Origin of the sequence: Deinococcus multiflagellatus (genome assembly GCF_020166415.1) — a bacterium.
Taxonomy (GTDB): domain Bacteria; phylum Deinococcota; class Deinococci; order Deinococcales; family Deinococcaceae; genus Deinococcus; species Deinococcus multiflagellatus.
Genome location: NZ_JAIQXV010000001.1, coordinates 473,405 through 488,762, shown reverse-complemented (window position 1 = coordinate 488,762; position 15,358 = coordinate 473,405). Strand labels below are relative to the sequence as shown.

Below are 15,358 nucleotides of genomic sequence, written 5' to 3'. Positions count from 1 at the left end.
CGGCTTCACGCCTCGCGGGTGGCGAGGTCGCGCACCGTGTGCAGCAGCTCGGCGGCGGCGCTGGCCCCGGGGGCGGCGGCCAGAGCCTCTTGCAGCAGCTTCAGGCCGGCGGCGGCTTCCTGGGCGGCGAAGGCCTGGGCGTGGGCCACACTGCCGCTCTCCAGCAGCCACGCCTGCAGCTGGGCCACGGTGGCCGGGTCCTTGTCGGGGCGCGGGCGGGCCATCTGGGCCAGAAAGACCTCGCGCTGCTCTGCGGGGGCACTCTGCAGCCAGTGCAGCACGATCAGGGTGCGCTTGCCTTCCAGCAGGTCGCCGCCGATTTCCTTGCCGTACTTGAGGGGATCGCCCAGCAGGTTCAGCACGTCGTCGCGGATCTGAAAGGCGGTGCCCAGGGCCAGGCCCGCCGCCTCAAAGCCGGGGTGGGGCACCTGCCCAGCGGCCAGCGCGCCCAGCTGGAGCGGCACCACCACCGTGTAGTAGGCGGTTTTCAGGCGCACCATTTCCAGGTAATCGGCCTCGCGCAGCGCCCACTCGCGGCGCTCCACCCAGCACAGGTCGAGGTGCTGGCCCTCGGCGGTGCGGTGAATCATCTGCAAGAAGGCGTCCATGCCCCCCGGCACCCCGGCGCGGTGCACGGCCGCCCACATGTAGGCGTGCAGGCCGTCGCCCGCATTGATGGCCAGCGGCACGCCATGCAGGCGGTGCAGCGCAGGGCGGCCCCGGCGGTCCTCGCTGTCGTCTTCAATGTCGTCGTGGATCAGCACCCAGTTCTGAAACAGTTCCAGGGCGGCGGCCAGCCACAGCGCCCCTTCCCAGCCGGGCCCGCCGACCTGCAGGCCGTGGGCGCGGGCGCTGAGCAGCAGCAGCTCCGAGCGCAGGCCCTTGCCGCCCCGCTGCGGATAGTCGCGCAGCATGTCGTGGTAGTCGCGCAGTTCAGGCCTCTGGGCAGACTGGGGCAGCAGCGACAGCACGCGGGACAGCAGTTCGGGGCGCATCGCCGGGCAGCATAGAGCATGGGGCCGGGGCGGCCCGGCCTCGCCGTGTGGGCCCCAAGTGCAGCCGCGCCGACAGTACCGCGCCGCCTGGACCGGCCAAGATGCAGGGCATGTCAAGGTCACTGCCGCTGCTGCGTGGTGTTCGGGCCCTGCTGGTGCTGGCGCTGCTGGGCGCTTTGGGGCTGGCGGCGGCGCAGGCGGCGCCCACGGCCGCGCTGCGCCCCGCCCTGAGCGGCGAACAGCGCACGCTGAGCCTGCCCGGCTTCGGGGCGGTGGCCTACACGGCCGACCCCCGGGGGACCGGGCGCCCGCTGGTGCTGCTGCACAGCGTGAATGCCGCCGCCAGTGCCTACGAAATGAAGCCGCTGTGGGACGCCTACGCCGGCAGCCGCCCGCTGTACGCCCTGGAGTGGCCCGGGTTTGGCCGCAGTGGCCGCCCCGACGTGCCCTACACCCCGGCCCTGATGGTCTCGGCCCTCCGGGCACTGCTGGACACCCTGGGCACCGAAGTGGACGTGGTGGCCCTGAGCCTGGGCAGTGAGTTCGCCGCCCGCGCCGCCCTGGCTGACCCCCGCATCCGCCGCCTCGCCCTGATCAGCCCCACTGGCCTGGGCCGGGCGCGGGGCGAACCCAACCCGAACACGGGCCGGGCCCTGCGCGCGGTGTCGGGGCCGCTGTACAGCGCGCTGCGCACCCGCCCCAGCATCGAATACTTCCTGAGCCGCTCGTTCCGGGGGCCTGTGGACGACGGCCTGCTGGCCTACGCCCTGGAGACCTCGCGCCAGCCGGGGGCGGTGTACGGTCCGCTGGCGTTTCTCAGCGGCGTGCTGTTCACGCCCGACGCCTACGGTGACCTGTACGCCCGCCTGAGTGTGCCGGTGCTGGTGCTGTACGACCAGGACGCGTTTACCTCTTTTGAACGTCTGCCCGAACTGCTGGGGCGCCCGGGGGTGCAGGCCGTGCGCATTGAGGGCACCGACGGCCTGCCCCAGTTTGACCGCCCGGGCGAGGTGAAAGCGGCCCTGGACCGTTTCTGGAGCGAAGCAGAGACCCGGTAAACGTGCGCGGTTGGTTTGAACATCAACCGAGCTGACGAGGACAGCGGCGCAGCAGAGAGGGGAGCAAAAAGAATGCCTCGCACCGAACAACGTTTTGGCGCTCCCCTGCACCGTTGTCACAGAAGGGCGAGGCCCTTAGCATGGCGCGCATGACTGCGCCTGCCGCCTTCACCCCCCGCCTGCTCGTGTGCGACGTGCTGTACACCGGCATGGGGGGCGCGCAGGCACCGGGCGCCGTGGTGGTGGTGGGCGGCACGGTGGCCGCCACCGGGCACCCGGACATCCTGCGCGCCACCTATCCCCACGCACAAGAGGAGCGCGTGGGCGGCGTGATCGCCCCGCCCCCCGTGAACGCCCACACCCACCTGGACATGAGTGCCTATGCGTTTCAGGCCCTGCCGTATTTCCGCTGGTTGCCCGAGGTGGTCATCGCCCAGCGCGAGCGCCGGGGCGTGGAAGGGGCCGTGGCCGGGGCCGAGACCCTGGCCGCGCAAGGGGTGGGCGGTGTGGGCGACATCGTGAACATTCCGGCCGTGATGGATGCCCTGCTGGACCGTGAAGACCTGCGCGGCGTGCTGTATTTCGAGGTGCTGGGGCCCATTCCGGCGCAGGCCGAGGAGCGCTTTGCCGCCGTGCGCGCCCTGGTGGACGGCTGGCGGCGCCACCCCCGGGCGGGTGAACTGCGCGTGGGCCTCACCCCGCACACCCCCTTTACCGTCAGCCACCGCCTGATGCGTCTGGTGACCGAGTACGCGGCCGGCGAGGGCCTGCCCCTGCAGATTCATGTGGCCGAGCACCCCAGCGAGGTGGAGCTGTTCGCCACGGGCGGGGGCCCGCTGTGGGACAACCGGATGCCCGCGCTGTACACCGCCACCTTTGCCGAGGTGATTGGCCGCGCGCCCGAGCCGGACCTGACCCCGGTGCGCTACCTGGACGAACTGGGCGTGCTGGCCGCCCGGCCCACCCTGGTGCATATGGTGAACGTGACCGCAGACGACATCGCCCGGGTGGCGCGCGCGGGCTGCGCGGTGGTGACCTGCCCGCGTTCCAACCAGCACCTGGACTGCGGCGTCTTTCCCTGGACGGCCTTTGCGGCGGCGGGGGTGGAGGTGGCGCTGGGCACCGATTCCGTGGCCAGCGCCGAAACGCTGGACGTGCGCGACGAGGTGGCTTTTGCCCGGCGCCTTTACCCGGAACTGGACCCCCGCCTGATCGTGCGCGCGGCCGTCAAGGGCGGCCACCGCGTGCTGGGCACCCGCGCGCCCCTGATCCGCCGGGGCGAGGGCTGGCAGGAGGCGTATATCTGGTCAGCGGCACACGACACCCGCCGCTGAGGCCCGGGGCTTCAGCGGCGAGGAAGTGCAGGAGCGGGGCCAAGCGACCCGCCCCTATCAGGGCTGGCTAACGGTGGCCTGGCAGGACCCGGTGGCGACGTTGGTGCCCTGAAGGCGGGTCAGGCGGCCGGTGTAGGGCAGGCTCAGCAGGGTGTCCAGACGGCAGGTGTAGCGCTCGCCGCTGTTGCCAATCCACTCGAAGTTCAGCACGCGGCGGTCCCCGTCGTAGGTGGCCACGGCGAAGCCTGGGCGCCCGCGTGAAAAGGCGTCGGCCTGATCCAGCCCGCCCACGGTGGCGGTGCCGCCGCTCACGCTGACCAGATCCGGCACCGCCACGGTGGCCGTGACCGGGCTGCCTTCCAGTTGCCCGCTGACGGTCCAGGTCTGCCCCACGGTGAGGGGCCCAGAGGTGCGGGGCGCCGGGCCGTCGGCGTCGCGGGCCGCCAGCAGTGAGGCCAGGGGCGCGCAGGACGCCAGAAGCGGCAGCAGGGCGAACGAGAGCAGCAGTGCGGGCTTGGTCATGCGCGCAGCATACGGGCGGCGCATGAGCGTGACCGGGCCCACCTTCACCGCGCCCAGAGCCACCGTTCATTCTCCCTGAGCCCACAGGACTCAAGATGCTTACGCCTGTCTCACTGAAATCGCAGCCGCCTGCGGGCACGGGGCGCGTTATACTCGCTTGTCATGTTCCGTGTCCTGAACAAAATGTTCGATAACAACCAGCGCGATGTGGCGCAGATCGTCAAGACGATTGTGCAGCCGGTGAACGCGCTGGAAGAAGAAACCCAGAAAATTGAAGATCTGGCCGCTGCTTTCATGAACCTGCGCCGCCGCGTGCAGGAGGGCGGCGAGTCCCTGGACGACGTGGTGGTGCCCGCCTTTGCCCTGATCCGCGAGGCCGGGCGCCGCTCGATTGGCAAGCGCCACTACGACGTGCAGCTGATCGGCGGCTACGCGCTGCACAAGGGCCGCATTGCGGAAATGCGCACCGGTGAAGGCAAGACGCTGGTGGCGACCCTGGCGCTGGCCCTGAACGCTCTGGAAGGTCGGGGCTGCCATCTGGTCACCGTGAACGATTACCTGGCGCGGGTGGGCATGGAAGAAATGGGCCTGCTGTACCGCACCCTGGGCCTCACCGTGGGGCTGGCCAGCCGCGACCTGCAGCCGCACCAGAAACAGGCCGCCTACGCCTGCGACATCACCTATGTCACCAACAGCGAACTGGGCTTTGACTACTTGCGCGACAACATGGCCCAGAGCCGCGAGGCGCTGTCGCTGCGCGCCGAGCACCCCCTGAACTTTGCCATCGTGGACGAGGTGGACTCGATCCTCATTGACGAGGCCCGCACGCCGCTGATCATCTCGGGGGCCGCTGAAAAGGCCACCGACCTGTATTACGTGTACGCCAAGCTGATTCGCCGCCTGCAAAAAGGCGAGCCCGCCGAACCCGGGGTGCGCGCCGAGCCCACCGGCGACTACACCATTGACGAAAAAGGCAAGCAGGTGCACCTCACCGAAGGCGGCATCTCCAAGATTGAGCGCCTGCTGAGCCTCTCGGACCTGTACAGCCCGGAAAACATGGACAAGGCCCACATGATCAGCCAGGCCATCCGCGCCCGCGAGCTGTACCACCGCGAGAAGGATTACATCGTGAACGCGGAAGGCGAAGTGGTGATCATTGATGAGTTCACGGGCCGCTCGATGCCGGGGCGCCGCTACGGCGAAGGGCTGCACCAGGCCATTGAAGCCAAGGAAGGCGTGAAGATCGAAAACGAGAACCAGACCCTCGCCACGATCACCTACCAGAACTTCTTCCGCCTGTACAACAAGTTCGCGGGCATGACCGGCACCGCCAAGACCGAGGAAAAGGAATTCCTCGACATCTACGGCAGCGACGTGCTGGTGATTCCCACCAACAAGCCGATTCTGCGCAAGGACGCCGACGATCTGGTGTACCGCTCCAAGATGGGCAAGTACGCGGCGGTGGTGGAAGAGGTGAAGACCATGCACGCCACCGGGCGCCCGGTGTTGATCGGCACGGCCAGCATCGTCACCAGCGAGCAGCTGAGCGACCTGCTGACCCAGGCGGGCATCGGGCACAGCGTGCTGAACGCCAAGTTCGAGGCCCAGGAGGCCAGCATCGTGGCGCAGGCGGGCCGCTCGGGGACCGTGACCATCGCCACCAACATGGCCGGACGCGGCACCGACATCATGCTGGGCGGCAACGCCGAATACCTGATTGGTGAGGCGATTGAAGGTCAGCTGGGTCTGAGCCGCTACGCACCGGAAGTTGAGAACTTCATCAAGGCCATCAGCCGCCAGGACGAAGGCGCCGTGGCCCTGGGGCTGCAGATCCCCGGCATGACCGAAGACTTTGTCCGGCAGGCCCAGCAGCTGCAGGCCGACACCCTGGCCGACCGCCAGAAGGTGCGCGACCTGGGCGGGCTGCATATCATTGGCACCGAGCGCCACGAGTCGCGCCGCATTGACAACCAGCTGCGAGGCCGCGCGGGCCGGCAGGGCGACCCGGGCAGCAGCCGCTTCTACGTGTCGTTCGAGGACGACCTGATGCGCCTGTTTGCCAATGACCGCGTGGTGGGCATGATGGACCGCCTGGGCATGGACGACAGCCAGCCCATTGAGGCCAAGATGGTCACAGGCGCCATCGAAAAGGCGCAGGCGCGCGTGGAAGACCGCAACTTCAGTATCCGCAAGCAGCTGCTGGAATTCGACAACGTGATGAGCAAGCAGCGCGACACCATCTACGCCCAGCGCCGCGAGGTGCTGCTGGGCCGCGATGAGGACGTCGAAGAGAGTACCGAGGGCATGATTGCGGACTTCGTGGACCTGCAACTGGCCACGCACCTGCCCATTGACCAGAACGCCGACGCCTGGGACATTGAGGGCCTGCGCGCCGCCGTGCTGGACGCCGTGCCGCAGCTCGAAGGCTTTGATTTCGAGGCCCTGCGCGCCATGAGCCCCGCCCAGGCCCAAGACACGCTGCTGCAGGCCGTGGCCGACGCCTTCGATGCCCGCAAGGAAGAACTGAGCCCCACCATGCTCAACAGCCTGTCGCGCTACGTGCTGCTGCAGGTGGTGGACCAGCACTGGAAAGAACACCTGCACGCCATGGACGTGCTGCGCCAGGGCATTGGCCTGCGCGGCTACGGCCAGCGCGATCCCTTCACCGAATACAAGTTTGAAGCCACGAACATGTTCAACGAGATGATCGACACCCTCAAGGCCGAGGTCACGAAGTTCATCTTCCGCATGCAGTTCGGCCAGGCGGCGTAACTTTCGCCCCCAGCAAAGGCGTCCACAGAGAAGTGGGCGCCTTCGTTCATTCGGAACTGCACCGTCAGTTCGGCCACCCTAAGCTGGGCGTCGGCGCTGAGCCGCGCCCGTGGGGGCATGCGGCCGGATTTCTACAGATTTCGGTTCAACAGTGCCAACCACGGTTTCATGCGGCCTCAGCGAGGAGAAAAAGAACAGCGACCGTCTGAGCAAGAATGCAGACAGTGTTCAAGCGTGGCGAGTGGCCCATGGAAGAAACGTCGTCTGGGCCGCTTGATCCGCTTCCCCCCTCCCGACCTCCCCCACGAGGGGGGAGGGGAAAAACAGCGTGTTGGTCAGATTGTCCTCTGTGGAGGGCTGATACGGATTCCGAAAAATTCCGTCACACCTGACGGAACTTTTTCGCCCGGACTGACCGGGCTGCGCAGCAGAGGGAAAAGGAAAAAAGACGGGTTCCCGGAAAGGGATGGCAGTCCGGATCAGACTTGCCCCTGCAGCAGAAGGCCTCAACCAACCCTGTGCGGGCTCACCTGTGACGTGCCCCCACACTTCAAGGCCGGGGCCAACTCCACCAAGCGGCAGTGGCGATCAGACCACAGCATGCTGCCTGCGCGACAACGAGCGCCTCTGCGCGTCCTCCGGGCCAGGCGAGCGCGAGCAGCATTGCCCCGACGAGCACGCCCCCCAGCAATTTGAGCAGCAGGCGCGCCAGTGCGCCGGGCAGCGGGGACTTCTCCGCCGTTGTACCACTGGGCCAAAGGAGGGTTGCTTGAATGCCCAGGTCCTTACCGGGGCGTCGCCACTTCAGCCAGGGGCACATCATCCTGTTCCTCGCCCTGGAAGAAGCGGCCAGCCAGCACACCGCCCAGGACGTTGTAGACCCCCACCGAGCACTGGTCGCTTCCAAAGGCTACGGCATAGAAGTCGTCGCTCAGCAGGCCCACGCCGGGCGTGGTGTCATCGCCAATTTGCCACTCCACTGCGCTGTACTCGTCCTGAACCCCCAGCAGCAATTCGCCGCGGTAGGTGCTGCCGTCCGGGTTGGCGCCGCTGACAGGCGTCCGCATGGCTTTTCGGCCGTCCCAGTCGAATTTTTCGGTGCCCTTGGCCTTGCCGGTGACGGTCCAGATCCCGGAAAAGGTGCGCCCGCTGCGCTCGTAGGCGGCCACGCCGCAGTTGGGCCCCCCAAAGGCCACCGCCACATGGTCCCCAATCTGCAGGCCCAAGCCCACCCGTGCCCCCCCGTTCCACTCGAAGCGCAGGGCCTCGCCGCTGCGGGTGATTTTCAGCTGAGTGCGCGCTTTCTGGCCGCCAGAAAACTGCTGGGTCACGTCGTAGGTGCCTTCCAGCGTGGCGGCGAAAGCTGTGGAAAGCAGCAGGGCGCAGGCCAGGGTCACAAGTCGGTTCATACCGCCATGATCCCGGTGGCGCGGGACAGTTGCCGGGACAGTTCAGTCGGGGCCTGCCGCCGAGGGGCTAGGACCACTGGGCACGGCCCGCTCTATCCAGCGTGGTGCCTGTGCAGTGGGCGACGTTGCCCCACCTGTCCACTTGGTGTGGGCCCTGTCAACGACGGCACAGCTGCCCACCCTGTCCAGGGCGTTTGCACTGCAGACCAGGTTCACCTTAAGAGAGAGGAGCGGGCCGACCGGCAGGATCGCTGCGTCCCATGTGTGGCTCTGGAACTGGCACCTGTCGGGAAAAACCTTTTCACTACGCGTGAATCTAGTGAATAGAGGCCACACAGAAAGACAGAAAAAGAGGGATAGGAGCAATGCCACAGCAGGCCGAACACCCCGTGTACCCTATGGCCGCGGAACATGCTGGGCAGGTTCAAACTTCATTCCACGGCGCGGTTTAGGGCGGTTGACACAGAGCCACCTTGCCCCTCGCTGTGCGGAGCCCTTTTCGACGAGGGGAGAGGGTCGAGGACCAACATCGTCTTGATGTCAACGGCTCTAAACAGCAGTGGTCTGGGCCGCCGCGCGGTTGACTGGCGTGGCCACCGCCGACAGGGTCAGGTCGGCATCCTGCTCTTCGCGCTCACTGAACCGCAGCAGTTCGGCGTGGTGGTGCAGACGCAGCGTGGCGGCCAGGGCAGCGGCGGTCCCGTACGCCGAAATCTCATAGTGTTCCACCCGCTGCGCGCAGGCGATCAGGCCCGCGTCGCGCACCGCTGCAGGGGCGGTCTGGCGCAGCCACGCGTCGCCCTCGGCAATGAGCCCACGCATGGCCTGACAGGTGTGCCCGCCCGGCGCCCCGTCAAGCTCAAGAAAGAGGCTTTCAAGGCGCTGGGCCTGAACCCGGGTCTGGTCAAGGTGCCGCTCTAGACTGGTGCGCAGGGTGGGGTCACTGGCGGCCGCCGCCAGGCGGGGGAGCGCCCCCAGCAGCTGGGTTTCGGCGGAATAGAGATCTCGAAGCTGCTGCACGTACAGGTCCCTCAGGGTATTCAGGGCCGGCATGGTGGTCCTCCTTGCACAAAGGTGGGTGGGCGCGCCGAAGTGGGGCGCCGGGGTCTTGGGGGCCAGTATGGCCAGCGTGGCCGCTCACCAGCGCCCAGATGCAGAGACGCTCAAGCCGGGGTGTGAGCGCCCTGAGCCCGGCGCCCCACTCTTACGTTGTTTCTGGGGGCGCCGCGCCCGCCGCCTGCCGGTGCTGGGCCTTCATGGCATACATGCGCTGATCGGCCAAGCGGAGCAGCGCTGCGGCGCGGCTGGCCTCGGCTGGAAAAAAGGCCACCCCCGCACTCACATCGGTTTGGGCGAAGCCCTGGGTGCGCAGCCCCGCTGTCAGGGCGCGCACCTGTTCATACAGGCCAGCCTCGGCACCGGGGAGAGCCTGCAGCAGCACGGCAAATTCGTCGCCGCCCAGCCGGTAGCAGCGGTCCTCCGGCGGCATCCCGGCGCACAGGTGGCGGCCAAACAGCTGCAGCAGGCGGTCGCCCGCTTCATGGCCCAGGGCGTCATTCACCAGCTTCAGGCCGTCCAGATCCAGGATCATCAGGCCAAAGGGCTCAGCGCGGGCCACCTGGGCTTTCAGGTCCAGTTCAAAGGCGCGGCGATTCCCCAGCCCGGTCAGGACGTCTTGCAGGGCGGCGGCTTCCAGTTCCTGAAGGTGGCCCTGCCGTTCCAGGGCCACGTTGACCGCCAAGCGGGCGGCTTCAAACAGCTGCTGTTCCCACGGCGCCCAGCCCCGGTTCTCGCCCACCTTGGCCGCGATCAGCACCAGGGGGGCGTGGTTGGCGCGGCCAAGCGGCAAAAAGGCGGCGGCCGATACCCCCGCCGCCAGATACAGCGGGTGGGCGCGTTCATGGGCGGGAGAGTGGTCGGCATAGACCGGGCGCTGGTGGTCCAGGGCCTGCCAGATCAGGCCCTCGCCGCGTGCCAGCGGCGCCGGGTGGCCCAGTTCGCCGGCCACCCGGGGCGAGTGCCACACCGCCCGCACCCGGGCCACGTCGCCGTCCTGCTCGGCAAGGCCCAGCCAGTCCACCTCCAGGGCGTCCCGAAAGGTCAGCAGCACGGCCTCGGCCACCTGCAGGGGCACGCGCCCCTCCTGCGCCAGCTGCACGATGCCCAGCAGCGTGGTGTTGACGCGCAGCGCCCGCTGCAGTTCCTGCTCCTTGCGCTGCAGCGCGGCGCTGGCGCGCAGGGCCTGCTCCACCCGGGGGATAAGGGGCGGCAGGGCAGCGGCCGTGGCCACGCTGACAATGGCGGTCAGGGCCCGCACGTAGGCGTCCAGCCAGTAGACCGGATAAACGCGCACCACCACGTGCATCACATGCGTCAGGCCGCAGGCCACGATAAACAGCCCAAAGGCCAGCACCACCCAGTCAAAGGGCAGGTGTTCGCGGTTGCGAAAGACGGTCACCGCCAGCAGCCCAGCAATCACGGTGTACGCCAGGCCCACCAGCAGGTCACTGCCCACATGCAGCGCCACCAGCGCGGGGGCCCAGTGGTCGTGGGGGGCGGCACTGAAGCCCGCCGTGCTCCACAGGTTGGCCCTCAGGCCGGGCCACAGCAGCGGCAGCAGCAGCCCACAGAGCAGCAGCAGCAGAATGCGGAACCATCCGGAACGCGCAAAGGTCATCGCAGGGAACCTCGGAGAGGGGGCGGGCGGGCAGCGCTTGGCCCTGGTGCGGTGGGCAGCAGCCGTCGGCGGGCCTGCCCTCCAGAAGTGGCTGCTCAGGGGTGTCACACCGCTCTGAAGGAACCAGGGGCGCGCGGGCGGGGGCGGTCACAGGCCCCTTTGCTTTTCATGACACGCCGCGCGGCGGATGGTTTGTCGGTGTGCTGACGAATGGAGCGCCTGGGCCCAGCGGCCCAGCACCGCACTAAGAGCAGCTTAGGAACTCATAGGGGAATCCCCAAGGCAGGGTGCATCTGCCGGCGCCCTGCGCCCCCCAGCATACGGCCATGCAGCGAATTCTGATGACGACCCTGGCCCTCACCTCGACCCTCGCCCTGGCGGGCGGCGCCGGCATGGCCCCCATGGGCCCCGTGAGCACCGCCCAGGTGAGCAACAACACCAACGTGCTGTTCATGGAAGTGGCCGCCATGAGCAACCTGACGGAAATCATGACCTCGCAGCTGGCCCTGCAAAAAAGCAGCAACGCCCAGGTGCGCGCCTTTGCCCAGCACATGATTGAGGCCCACACCCAGGCCCACCGCGAACTGCTGCAGCTGGCCGCCATGAAGGGCGTGAAGCTGACCGACAAGCCCGGCGCCGACCAGCGCCTGCAGTACAACAAGCTCACCACCCTCTCGGGGGCCGCCTTTGACGCCATGTACAAGAAGGTGCAGGTGCAGGGCCACGAGATGACCCTGGACCTGATCAAGACCTACCGCACCATTGGCACCGATGCCCAGGTGCTGGCCTACGCCGCCAAGATGCAGCCCGCCGTGGCGATGCACCTCGAAGAGGCCAAGGCCCTGCCGGGCATGTAATACGGCGCCCGCCCCTGTACCCCCTGCCCGTTCCATGACCGGCAGGGGGTTCTCGCTGGGTGCCATCCGCCTTTGAAGATGGTTTCATGTGGAGCGGCATTCAGGTCTCCTGTAGGCAAGGCAGGTGCAGGGCTCACACTTCCTGCCTATGCTGGAGTCACCCACAAGTCAACGCCGACCGGGTGAAGTCGGTCAGGGCCACCCCGCCGAAGCGCGGGGTTTTTTCTGGTGACAAGACCGCTGAAGTCGCTTCTGTTTCGTCTGGGGCACGGGCGTCCTGGCCGCGCCGCGCTCCAGGCGAGGGGAGAGGGGAAGGCAGACCGAACGATGGTCTTGCCCCTGTTTGGCCGCAAGGTGCAACCACCCGCGTCGCTGGGGGTGGGAACCGTGGAGGGTGTGCAGGAGGCTGGCGCCGTGTGGTACGGCCCGCCGCGAGACGCGCCCTGTGGCCCTGACAGGCCAGTCTATTGGAGCCAGCAGTCTGAACGGCCGATTCGCTTGCTGAATCAGCTGCGTCGCTCTGCCGTTCCCTTTCCTGGCCCACCCGCCTCTACCCAAGATGGACGTTCATTCAGGGTTGGCTTGAGGGCTGGTCAAGAAGCGGTGACGCCCTCTTGAGGCTGGCGTCATGGACCGCGCCCGGGCGCGGCGCACACTGGACCCATGGACGTTCTCCTGATCATGGCGGCCCTGACCCTCCTGATCATGCTGGTGGCCTTTATGGCCCTCACGCATGAGGACCGCGCACTGCTGCGGGAACAGGAGGACGCCCCTGCGCCCCTTCGCGGTCTGCAGGCAGGCGACTGACCCTGCCCCTGCTCTTGCCCCCCACGCCCGCTGCCCTGGTCCCTCACCCAGGGCGGCGTTTTTTTGGGTCCTGGCGCGCGGCGGCGAACGTTACGTCCACAGTAGAATGGTGGGCATGACAGCCGCTCCCGATACCCTGGTGCTGATTGACGGGCACGCCCTGGCGTTCCGCTCGTACTTCGCCCTGCCGCCGCTTTCCAACAGCCGGGGCGAGGCCACGAACGCCATCGTGGGTTTTCTGCGCCTGACGCTGCGCCTGATGCGGCAGCGCAGCAATCAGGTGATCGTGGTGTTCGACCCGCCGGTCAAGACCTTTCGCCACGAGCAGTTCGAGGGCTACAAGTCGGGCCGCGCCGAGACGCCCAGCGACCTGCCCGCGCAGATCAACCGGATTCGCGCCATCGTGGACGCGTTGGGCCTGCCGCGCCTGGAAGAACCCGGCTACGAGGCCGACGACGTGATCGCCTCGCTGACCCGCAAGGCCGAGGGCACCGGCATGCAGGTGCGCATTGTGACCAGCGACCGCGACGCCTACCAGCTGCTGGACGACCACGTCCGGGTGATCACCAACGACTTCAAGCTGATTGGCCCGGCCGAGGTGCTGGAAAAGTACGGCGTGACCGTGGCCCAGTGGGTGGACTACCGCGCCCTGACCGGCGACGCCAGCGACAACATCCCCGGCGCCAAGGGCATTGGCCCCAAGACGGCCGCCAAGCTGCTGCAGGAATACGGCACCTTGGAGGGCATTTACGCCGCCGCCAAGGCCGGCACCCTGAAGCCCGACGGCACCCGCCAGAAGCTGCTGGACGCCGAAGAAGCCGTGCAGTTCAGCCACCAGCTCTCGTGCATGGTGACCGACCTGCCGCTGGACGTGGAACTGGGCACGGGCCGTCTGCCGGGCAACCCGGAGAGGCTGAATGAGTTGCTGGACGAACTGGAACTGCACTCGGTCAAGCGCGACATTCTGGCCCTGGACGGCCGCGAGGCAGCGATGCCCGACGGCGTGCTGGACCAGGCCCACCGCGCCTCGCCCGCTGATGATCGGGCGCCGTCCCCCCTGGCAGGCGCGGCCCAGGCTGTGACCCAGGCCCCTTGGCGCACCCCCAAGGAGGGCGTGGTGTGGGGCTACGTGCTGTCGCGCGAGGACGACCTGACGGCCGCGCTGGTGGACGCCGCGACCTATGAACGTGAGGGTGAGCAGGCCACCGTGCGCGTGGCCCCCACCCAGGAGCCCGACGAGTGGGCCCAGGCCGCCGCGCCGCAGGGGAAGGAGGAAGGGGGCCTGTTCAATGCGGATGAAGCCGCCGCGCCCCTCACCAAAGCGCAGCAGAAGGCAGCCGAAAAGGCGCGCAAGGACGCCGAAAAGGCCGCCGCCAAGCTGCGCGCGCAGTTTCCGGCGGTGGTGGACGAGGCTGAATTCGTGGGGCAGCGGCAGGTGACGGCCGCCAGTGCCAAGGCGCTGGCGACCCACCTCAGCGTGCGGGGGCTGACCATTGAACCCGGCGACGACCCGCAGCTGATGGCCTACCTGCTGGACCCGGCAAACACCACCATGAGCGCCGTGTGCAGCCGGTACCTGAACGTGCCCTGGCCGGACGACGCCGCTGGGCGCGCGGCGCTGAGTGCGCAGTTACTGGAGCTGCTGCCCCCCCAACTGGACGAGGCCCGGCGCACGCTGTACGAGGACATGGAGCGGCCTCTCTCGGCGGTGCTGGCGCGCATGGAGGTGCGCGGCGTGCGGCTGGACAGCGAGTACCTGCGCGGGCTTTCCGGCGCCACAGCGGCGCGGCTCTCGGCGCTGGAGGCCCAGATTCACTCGCTGGCGGGGCGCGAGTTCCAGATTCGCAGCCGCGATCAGCTGGAGGCCGTGCTGTACGACGAACTGGGTCTTGCCAGCGGCAAGAAAACCAAGCTGACCGGCAAGCGCTCCACGGCGGTGGCGGCGCTGGAACCGCTGCGGGACGAGCACCCCATCATCCCGGCGCTGCTGGAATACCGCGAGCTGGAAAAGCTGCGCGGCACCTATCTGGACCCGCTGCCCAATCTGGTCAACCCGCGCACCGGGCGCCTGCACACCACCTTTGCCCAGGGCGCGGTGGCCACCGGGCGCCTGAGCAGCCTCAACCCCAACCTGCAGAACATCCCCATCCGCAGCGAACTGGGCCGCGAGGTGCGCAAGGGCTTTATCGCTGACCCTGGCTTCTGCCTGATCAGCGCCGACTACTCGCAGATTGAGCTGCGGCTGCTGGCCCACATTGCCGACGACCCGCTGATGCAGCAGGCCTTCCAGGAGGGCGCCGACATTCACCGCCGCACCGCCGCGCAGGTGCTGGGGCTGGACGAGGCCACCGTGACCCCCAACCAGCGCCGCGCTGCCAAGACCGTGAACTTTGGCGTGCTGTACGGCATGAGCGCCCACCGCCTGAGCAACGACCTGGGCATTTCGTACAGCGAGGCCGCCGGGTTCATTGACACCTACTTCGCCACCTACCCCGGCATTCGCGGCTACATTGACCGCACCCTGGAATTTGGGCGCCAGCACGGCTACGTGGAAACGCTGTACGGCCGGCGGCGCTACGTGCCGGAACTGGTGGCCAGCAACCGCACCCTGCGCGAAGCCGGCGAGCGGCTGGCCTACAACATGCCCATTCAGGGCACGGCCGCCGACATCATTAAGCTCGCCATGATTGAGCTGGACCGTGAACTGCAGGGCACCGGCGCCCGGCTCCTGCTGCAGGTGCACGACGAACTGCTCCTGGAAACCCCCGAGGACCGCGCCGAGGAGGTCGCCGCGCTGGTGAAGCGCGTGATGGAAGGCGCCGCGCAACTGAGCGTGCCCCTGGCGGTCGAAGTGGGGGTCGGCCCCAACTGGTACGACACGAAGTAAAAGAGGGAGAGAGGTGGTGGGGCGGGAGGTTGTCGCGCCT

General features: G+C 68.0%; 11 protein-coding genes. 6 read left to right on the top strand and 5 right to left on the bottom strand.

Features of this window, described 5'->3' with window-relative positions:
• Window positions 1–5 precede the first annotated feature (5 nt).
• Window positions 6–995 carry a polyprenyl synthetase family protein gene (locus K7W41_RS02265; RefSeq protein WP_224604253.1) on the bottom strand — a complete coding sequence of 330 codons (990 nt, stop codon included), beginning with the start codon at window positions 993–995 and terminating at the stop codon, window positions 6–8.
• Window positions 996–1,105: 110 nt separating this feature from the next.
• On the opposite strand from K7W41_RS02265, the gene K7W41_RS02260 reads away from it, so the two are divergent.
• Together K7W41_RS02260 and K7W41_RS02255 are read left to right on the top strand one after the other, a co-directional pair.
• Window positions 1,106–2,053: an alpha/beta fold hydrolase gene (locus K7W41_RS02260; protein WP_224604251.1), complete on the top strand. Its 948-nt coding sequence runs from the start codon at window positions 1,106–1,108 to the stop codon at window positions 2,051–2,053.
• 149 nt (window positions 2,054–2,202) lie between these two features.
• Entirely contained in the window at window positions 2,203–3,387 is a 1,185-nt protein-coding gene (locus K7W41_RS02255) for an amidohydrolase family protein (protein ID WP_224604248.1), read from the top strand.
• 57 nt (window positions 3,388–3,444) lie between these two features.
• On the opposite strand, the gene K7W41_RS02250 is transcribed toward K7W41_RS02255, so the two are convergent.
• Window positions 3,445–3,909: a hypothetical protein gene (locus tag K7W41_RS02250; protein WP_224604246.1), complete on the bottom strand. Its 465-nt coding sequence runs from the start codon at window positions 3,907–3,909 to the stop codon at window positions 3,445–3,447.
• A 162-nt stretch (window positions 3,910–4,071) separates the two neighbouring features.
• Between K7W41_RS02250 and secA the strand changes: the two genes are divergently transcribed.
• Complete coding sequence (gene secA, locus K7W41_RS02245; protein WP_224604244.1) at window positions 4,072–6,681, top strand: preprotein translocase subunit SecA; 2,610 nt, start codon at window positions 4,072–4,074, stop codon at window positions 6,679–6,681.
• Between the two features lie 785 nt (window positions 6,682–7,466).
• On the opposite strand, the gene K7W41_RS02240 is transcribed toward secA, so the two are convergent.
• The 3 genes from K7W41_RS02240 to K7W41_RS23450 form a co-directional block, all read right to left on the bottom strand.
• Window positions 7,467–8,090, bottom strand: coding sequence for a hypothetical protein (locus tag K7W41_RS02240; protein ID WP_224604242.1), 624 nt, complete (start codon window positions 8,088–8,090; stop codon window positions 7,467–7,469).
• Window positions 8,091–8,639: 549 nt separating this feature from the next.
• Window positions 8,640–9,143, bottom strand: a complete 504-nt coding sequence (locus tag K7W41_RS02235) for a YciE/YciF ferroxidase family protein (RefSeq protein ID WP_224604240.1) — start codon at window positions 9,141–9,143, stop codon at window positions 8,640–8,642.
• 151 nt (window positions 9,144–9,294) lie between these two features.
• On the bottom strand, window positions 9,295–10,767 hold the full coding sequence (locus tag K7W41_RS23450) for a GGDEF domain-containing protein (RefSeq protein ID WP_263489435.1): 1,473 nt from the start codon (window positions 10,765–10,767) through the stop codon (window positions 9,295–9,297).
• A 326-nt stretch (window positions 10,768–11,093) separates the two neighbouring features.
• Between K7W41_RS23450 and K7W41_RS02225 the strand changes: the two genes are divergently transcribed.
• The 3 genes from K7W41_RS02225 (at window position 11,094) to polA (ending at window position 15,318) form a co-directional block, all read left to right on the top strand.
• Window positions 11,094–11,624: a DUF4142 domain-containing protein gene (locus K7W41_RS02225; RefSeq protein ID WP_224604237.1), complete on the top strand. Its 531-nt coding sequence runs from the start codon at window positions 11,094–11,096 to the stop codon at window positions 11,622–11,624.
• Window positions 11,625–12,287: 663 nt separating this feature from the next.
• Entirely contained in the window at window positions 12,288–12,431 is a 144-nt protein-coding gene (locus K7W41_RS02220; RefSeq protein WP_224604236.1) for a hypothetical protein, read from the top strand.
• 115 nt (window positions 12,432–12,546) lie between these two features.
• Complete coding sequence (gene polA / locus K7W41_RS02215; RefSeq protein WP_224604232.1) at window positions 12,547–15,318, top strand: DNA polymerase I; 2,772 nt, start codon at window positions 12,547–12,549, stop codon at window positions 15,316–15,318.
• The last annotated feature ends 40 nt before the right edge of the window (window positions 15,319–15,358 follow it).

What these genes read in the sequence shown, in the direction of transcription:
- K7W41_RS02225 (WP_224604237.1), top strand. Translation starts at nt 11,094, where the DNA reads ATGCAGCGAATTCTGATGACGACCCTGGCCCTCACCTCGACCCTCGCC.
- K7W41_RS23450 (WP_263489435.1), bottom strand. Translation starts at nt 10,767, where the DNA reads ATGACCTTTGCGCGTTCCGGATGGTTCCGCATTCTGCTGCTGCTGCTC.
- K7W41_RS02235 (WP_224604240.1), bottom strand. Translation starts at nt 9,143, where the DNA reads ATGCCGGCCCTGAATACCCTGAGGGACCTGTACGTGCAGCAGCTTCGA.
- polA (WP_224604232.1), top strand. Translation starts at nt 12,547, where the DNA reads ATGACAGCCGCTCCCGATACCCTGGTGCTGATTGACGGGCACGCCCTG.
- K7W41_RS02250 (WP_224604246.1), bottom strand. Translation starts at nt 3,909, where the DNA reads ATGACCAAGCCCGCACTGCTGCTCTCGTTCGCCCTGCTGCCGCTTCTG.
- secA (WP_224604244.1), top strand. Translation starts at nt 4,072, where the DNA reads ATGTTCCGTGTCCTGAACAAAATGTTCGATAACAACCAGCGCGATGTG.
- K7W41_RS02240 (WP_224604242.1), bottom strand. Translation starts at nt 8,090, where the DNA reads ATGAACCGACTTGTGACCCTGGCCTGCGCCCTGCTGCTTTCCACAGCT.
- K7W41_RS02255 (WP_224604248.1), top strand. Translation starts at nt 2,203, where the DNA reads ATGACTGCGCCTGCCGCCTTCACCCCCCGCCTGCTCGTGTGCGACGTG.
- K7W41_RS02260 (WP_224604251.1), top strand. Translation starts at nt 1,106, where the DNA reads ATGTCAAGGTCACTGCCGCTGCTGCGTGGTGTTCGGGCCCTGCTGGTG.
- K7W41_RS02265 (WP_224604253.1), bottom strand. Translation starts at nt 995, where the DNA reads ATGCGCCCCGAACTGCTGTCCCGCGTGCTGTCGCTGCTGCCCCAGTCT.
- K7W41_RS02220 (WP_224604236.1), top strand. Translation starts at nt 12,288, where the DNA reads ATGGACGTTCTCCTGATCATGGCGGCCCTGACCCTCCTGATCATGCTG.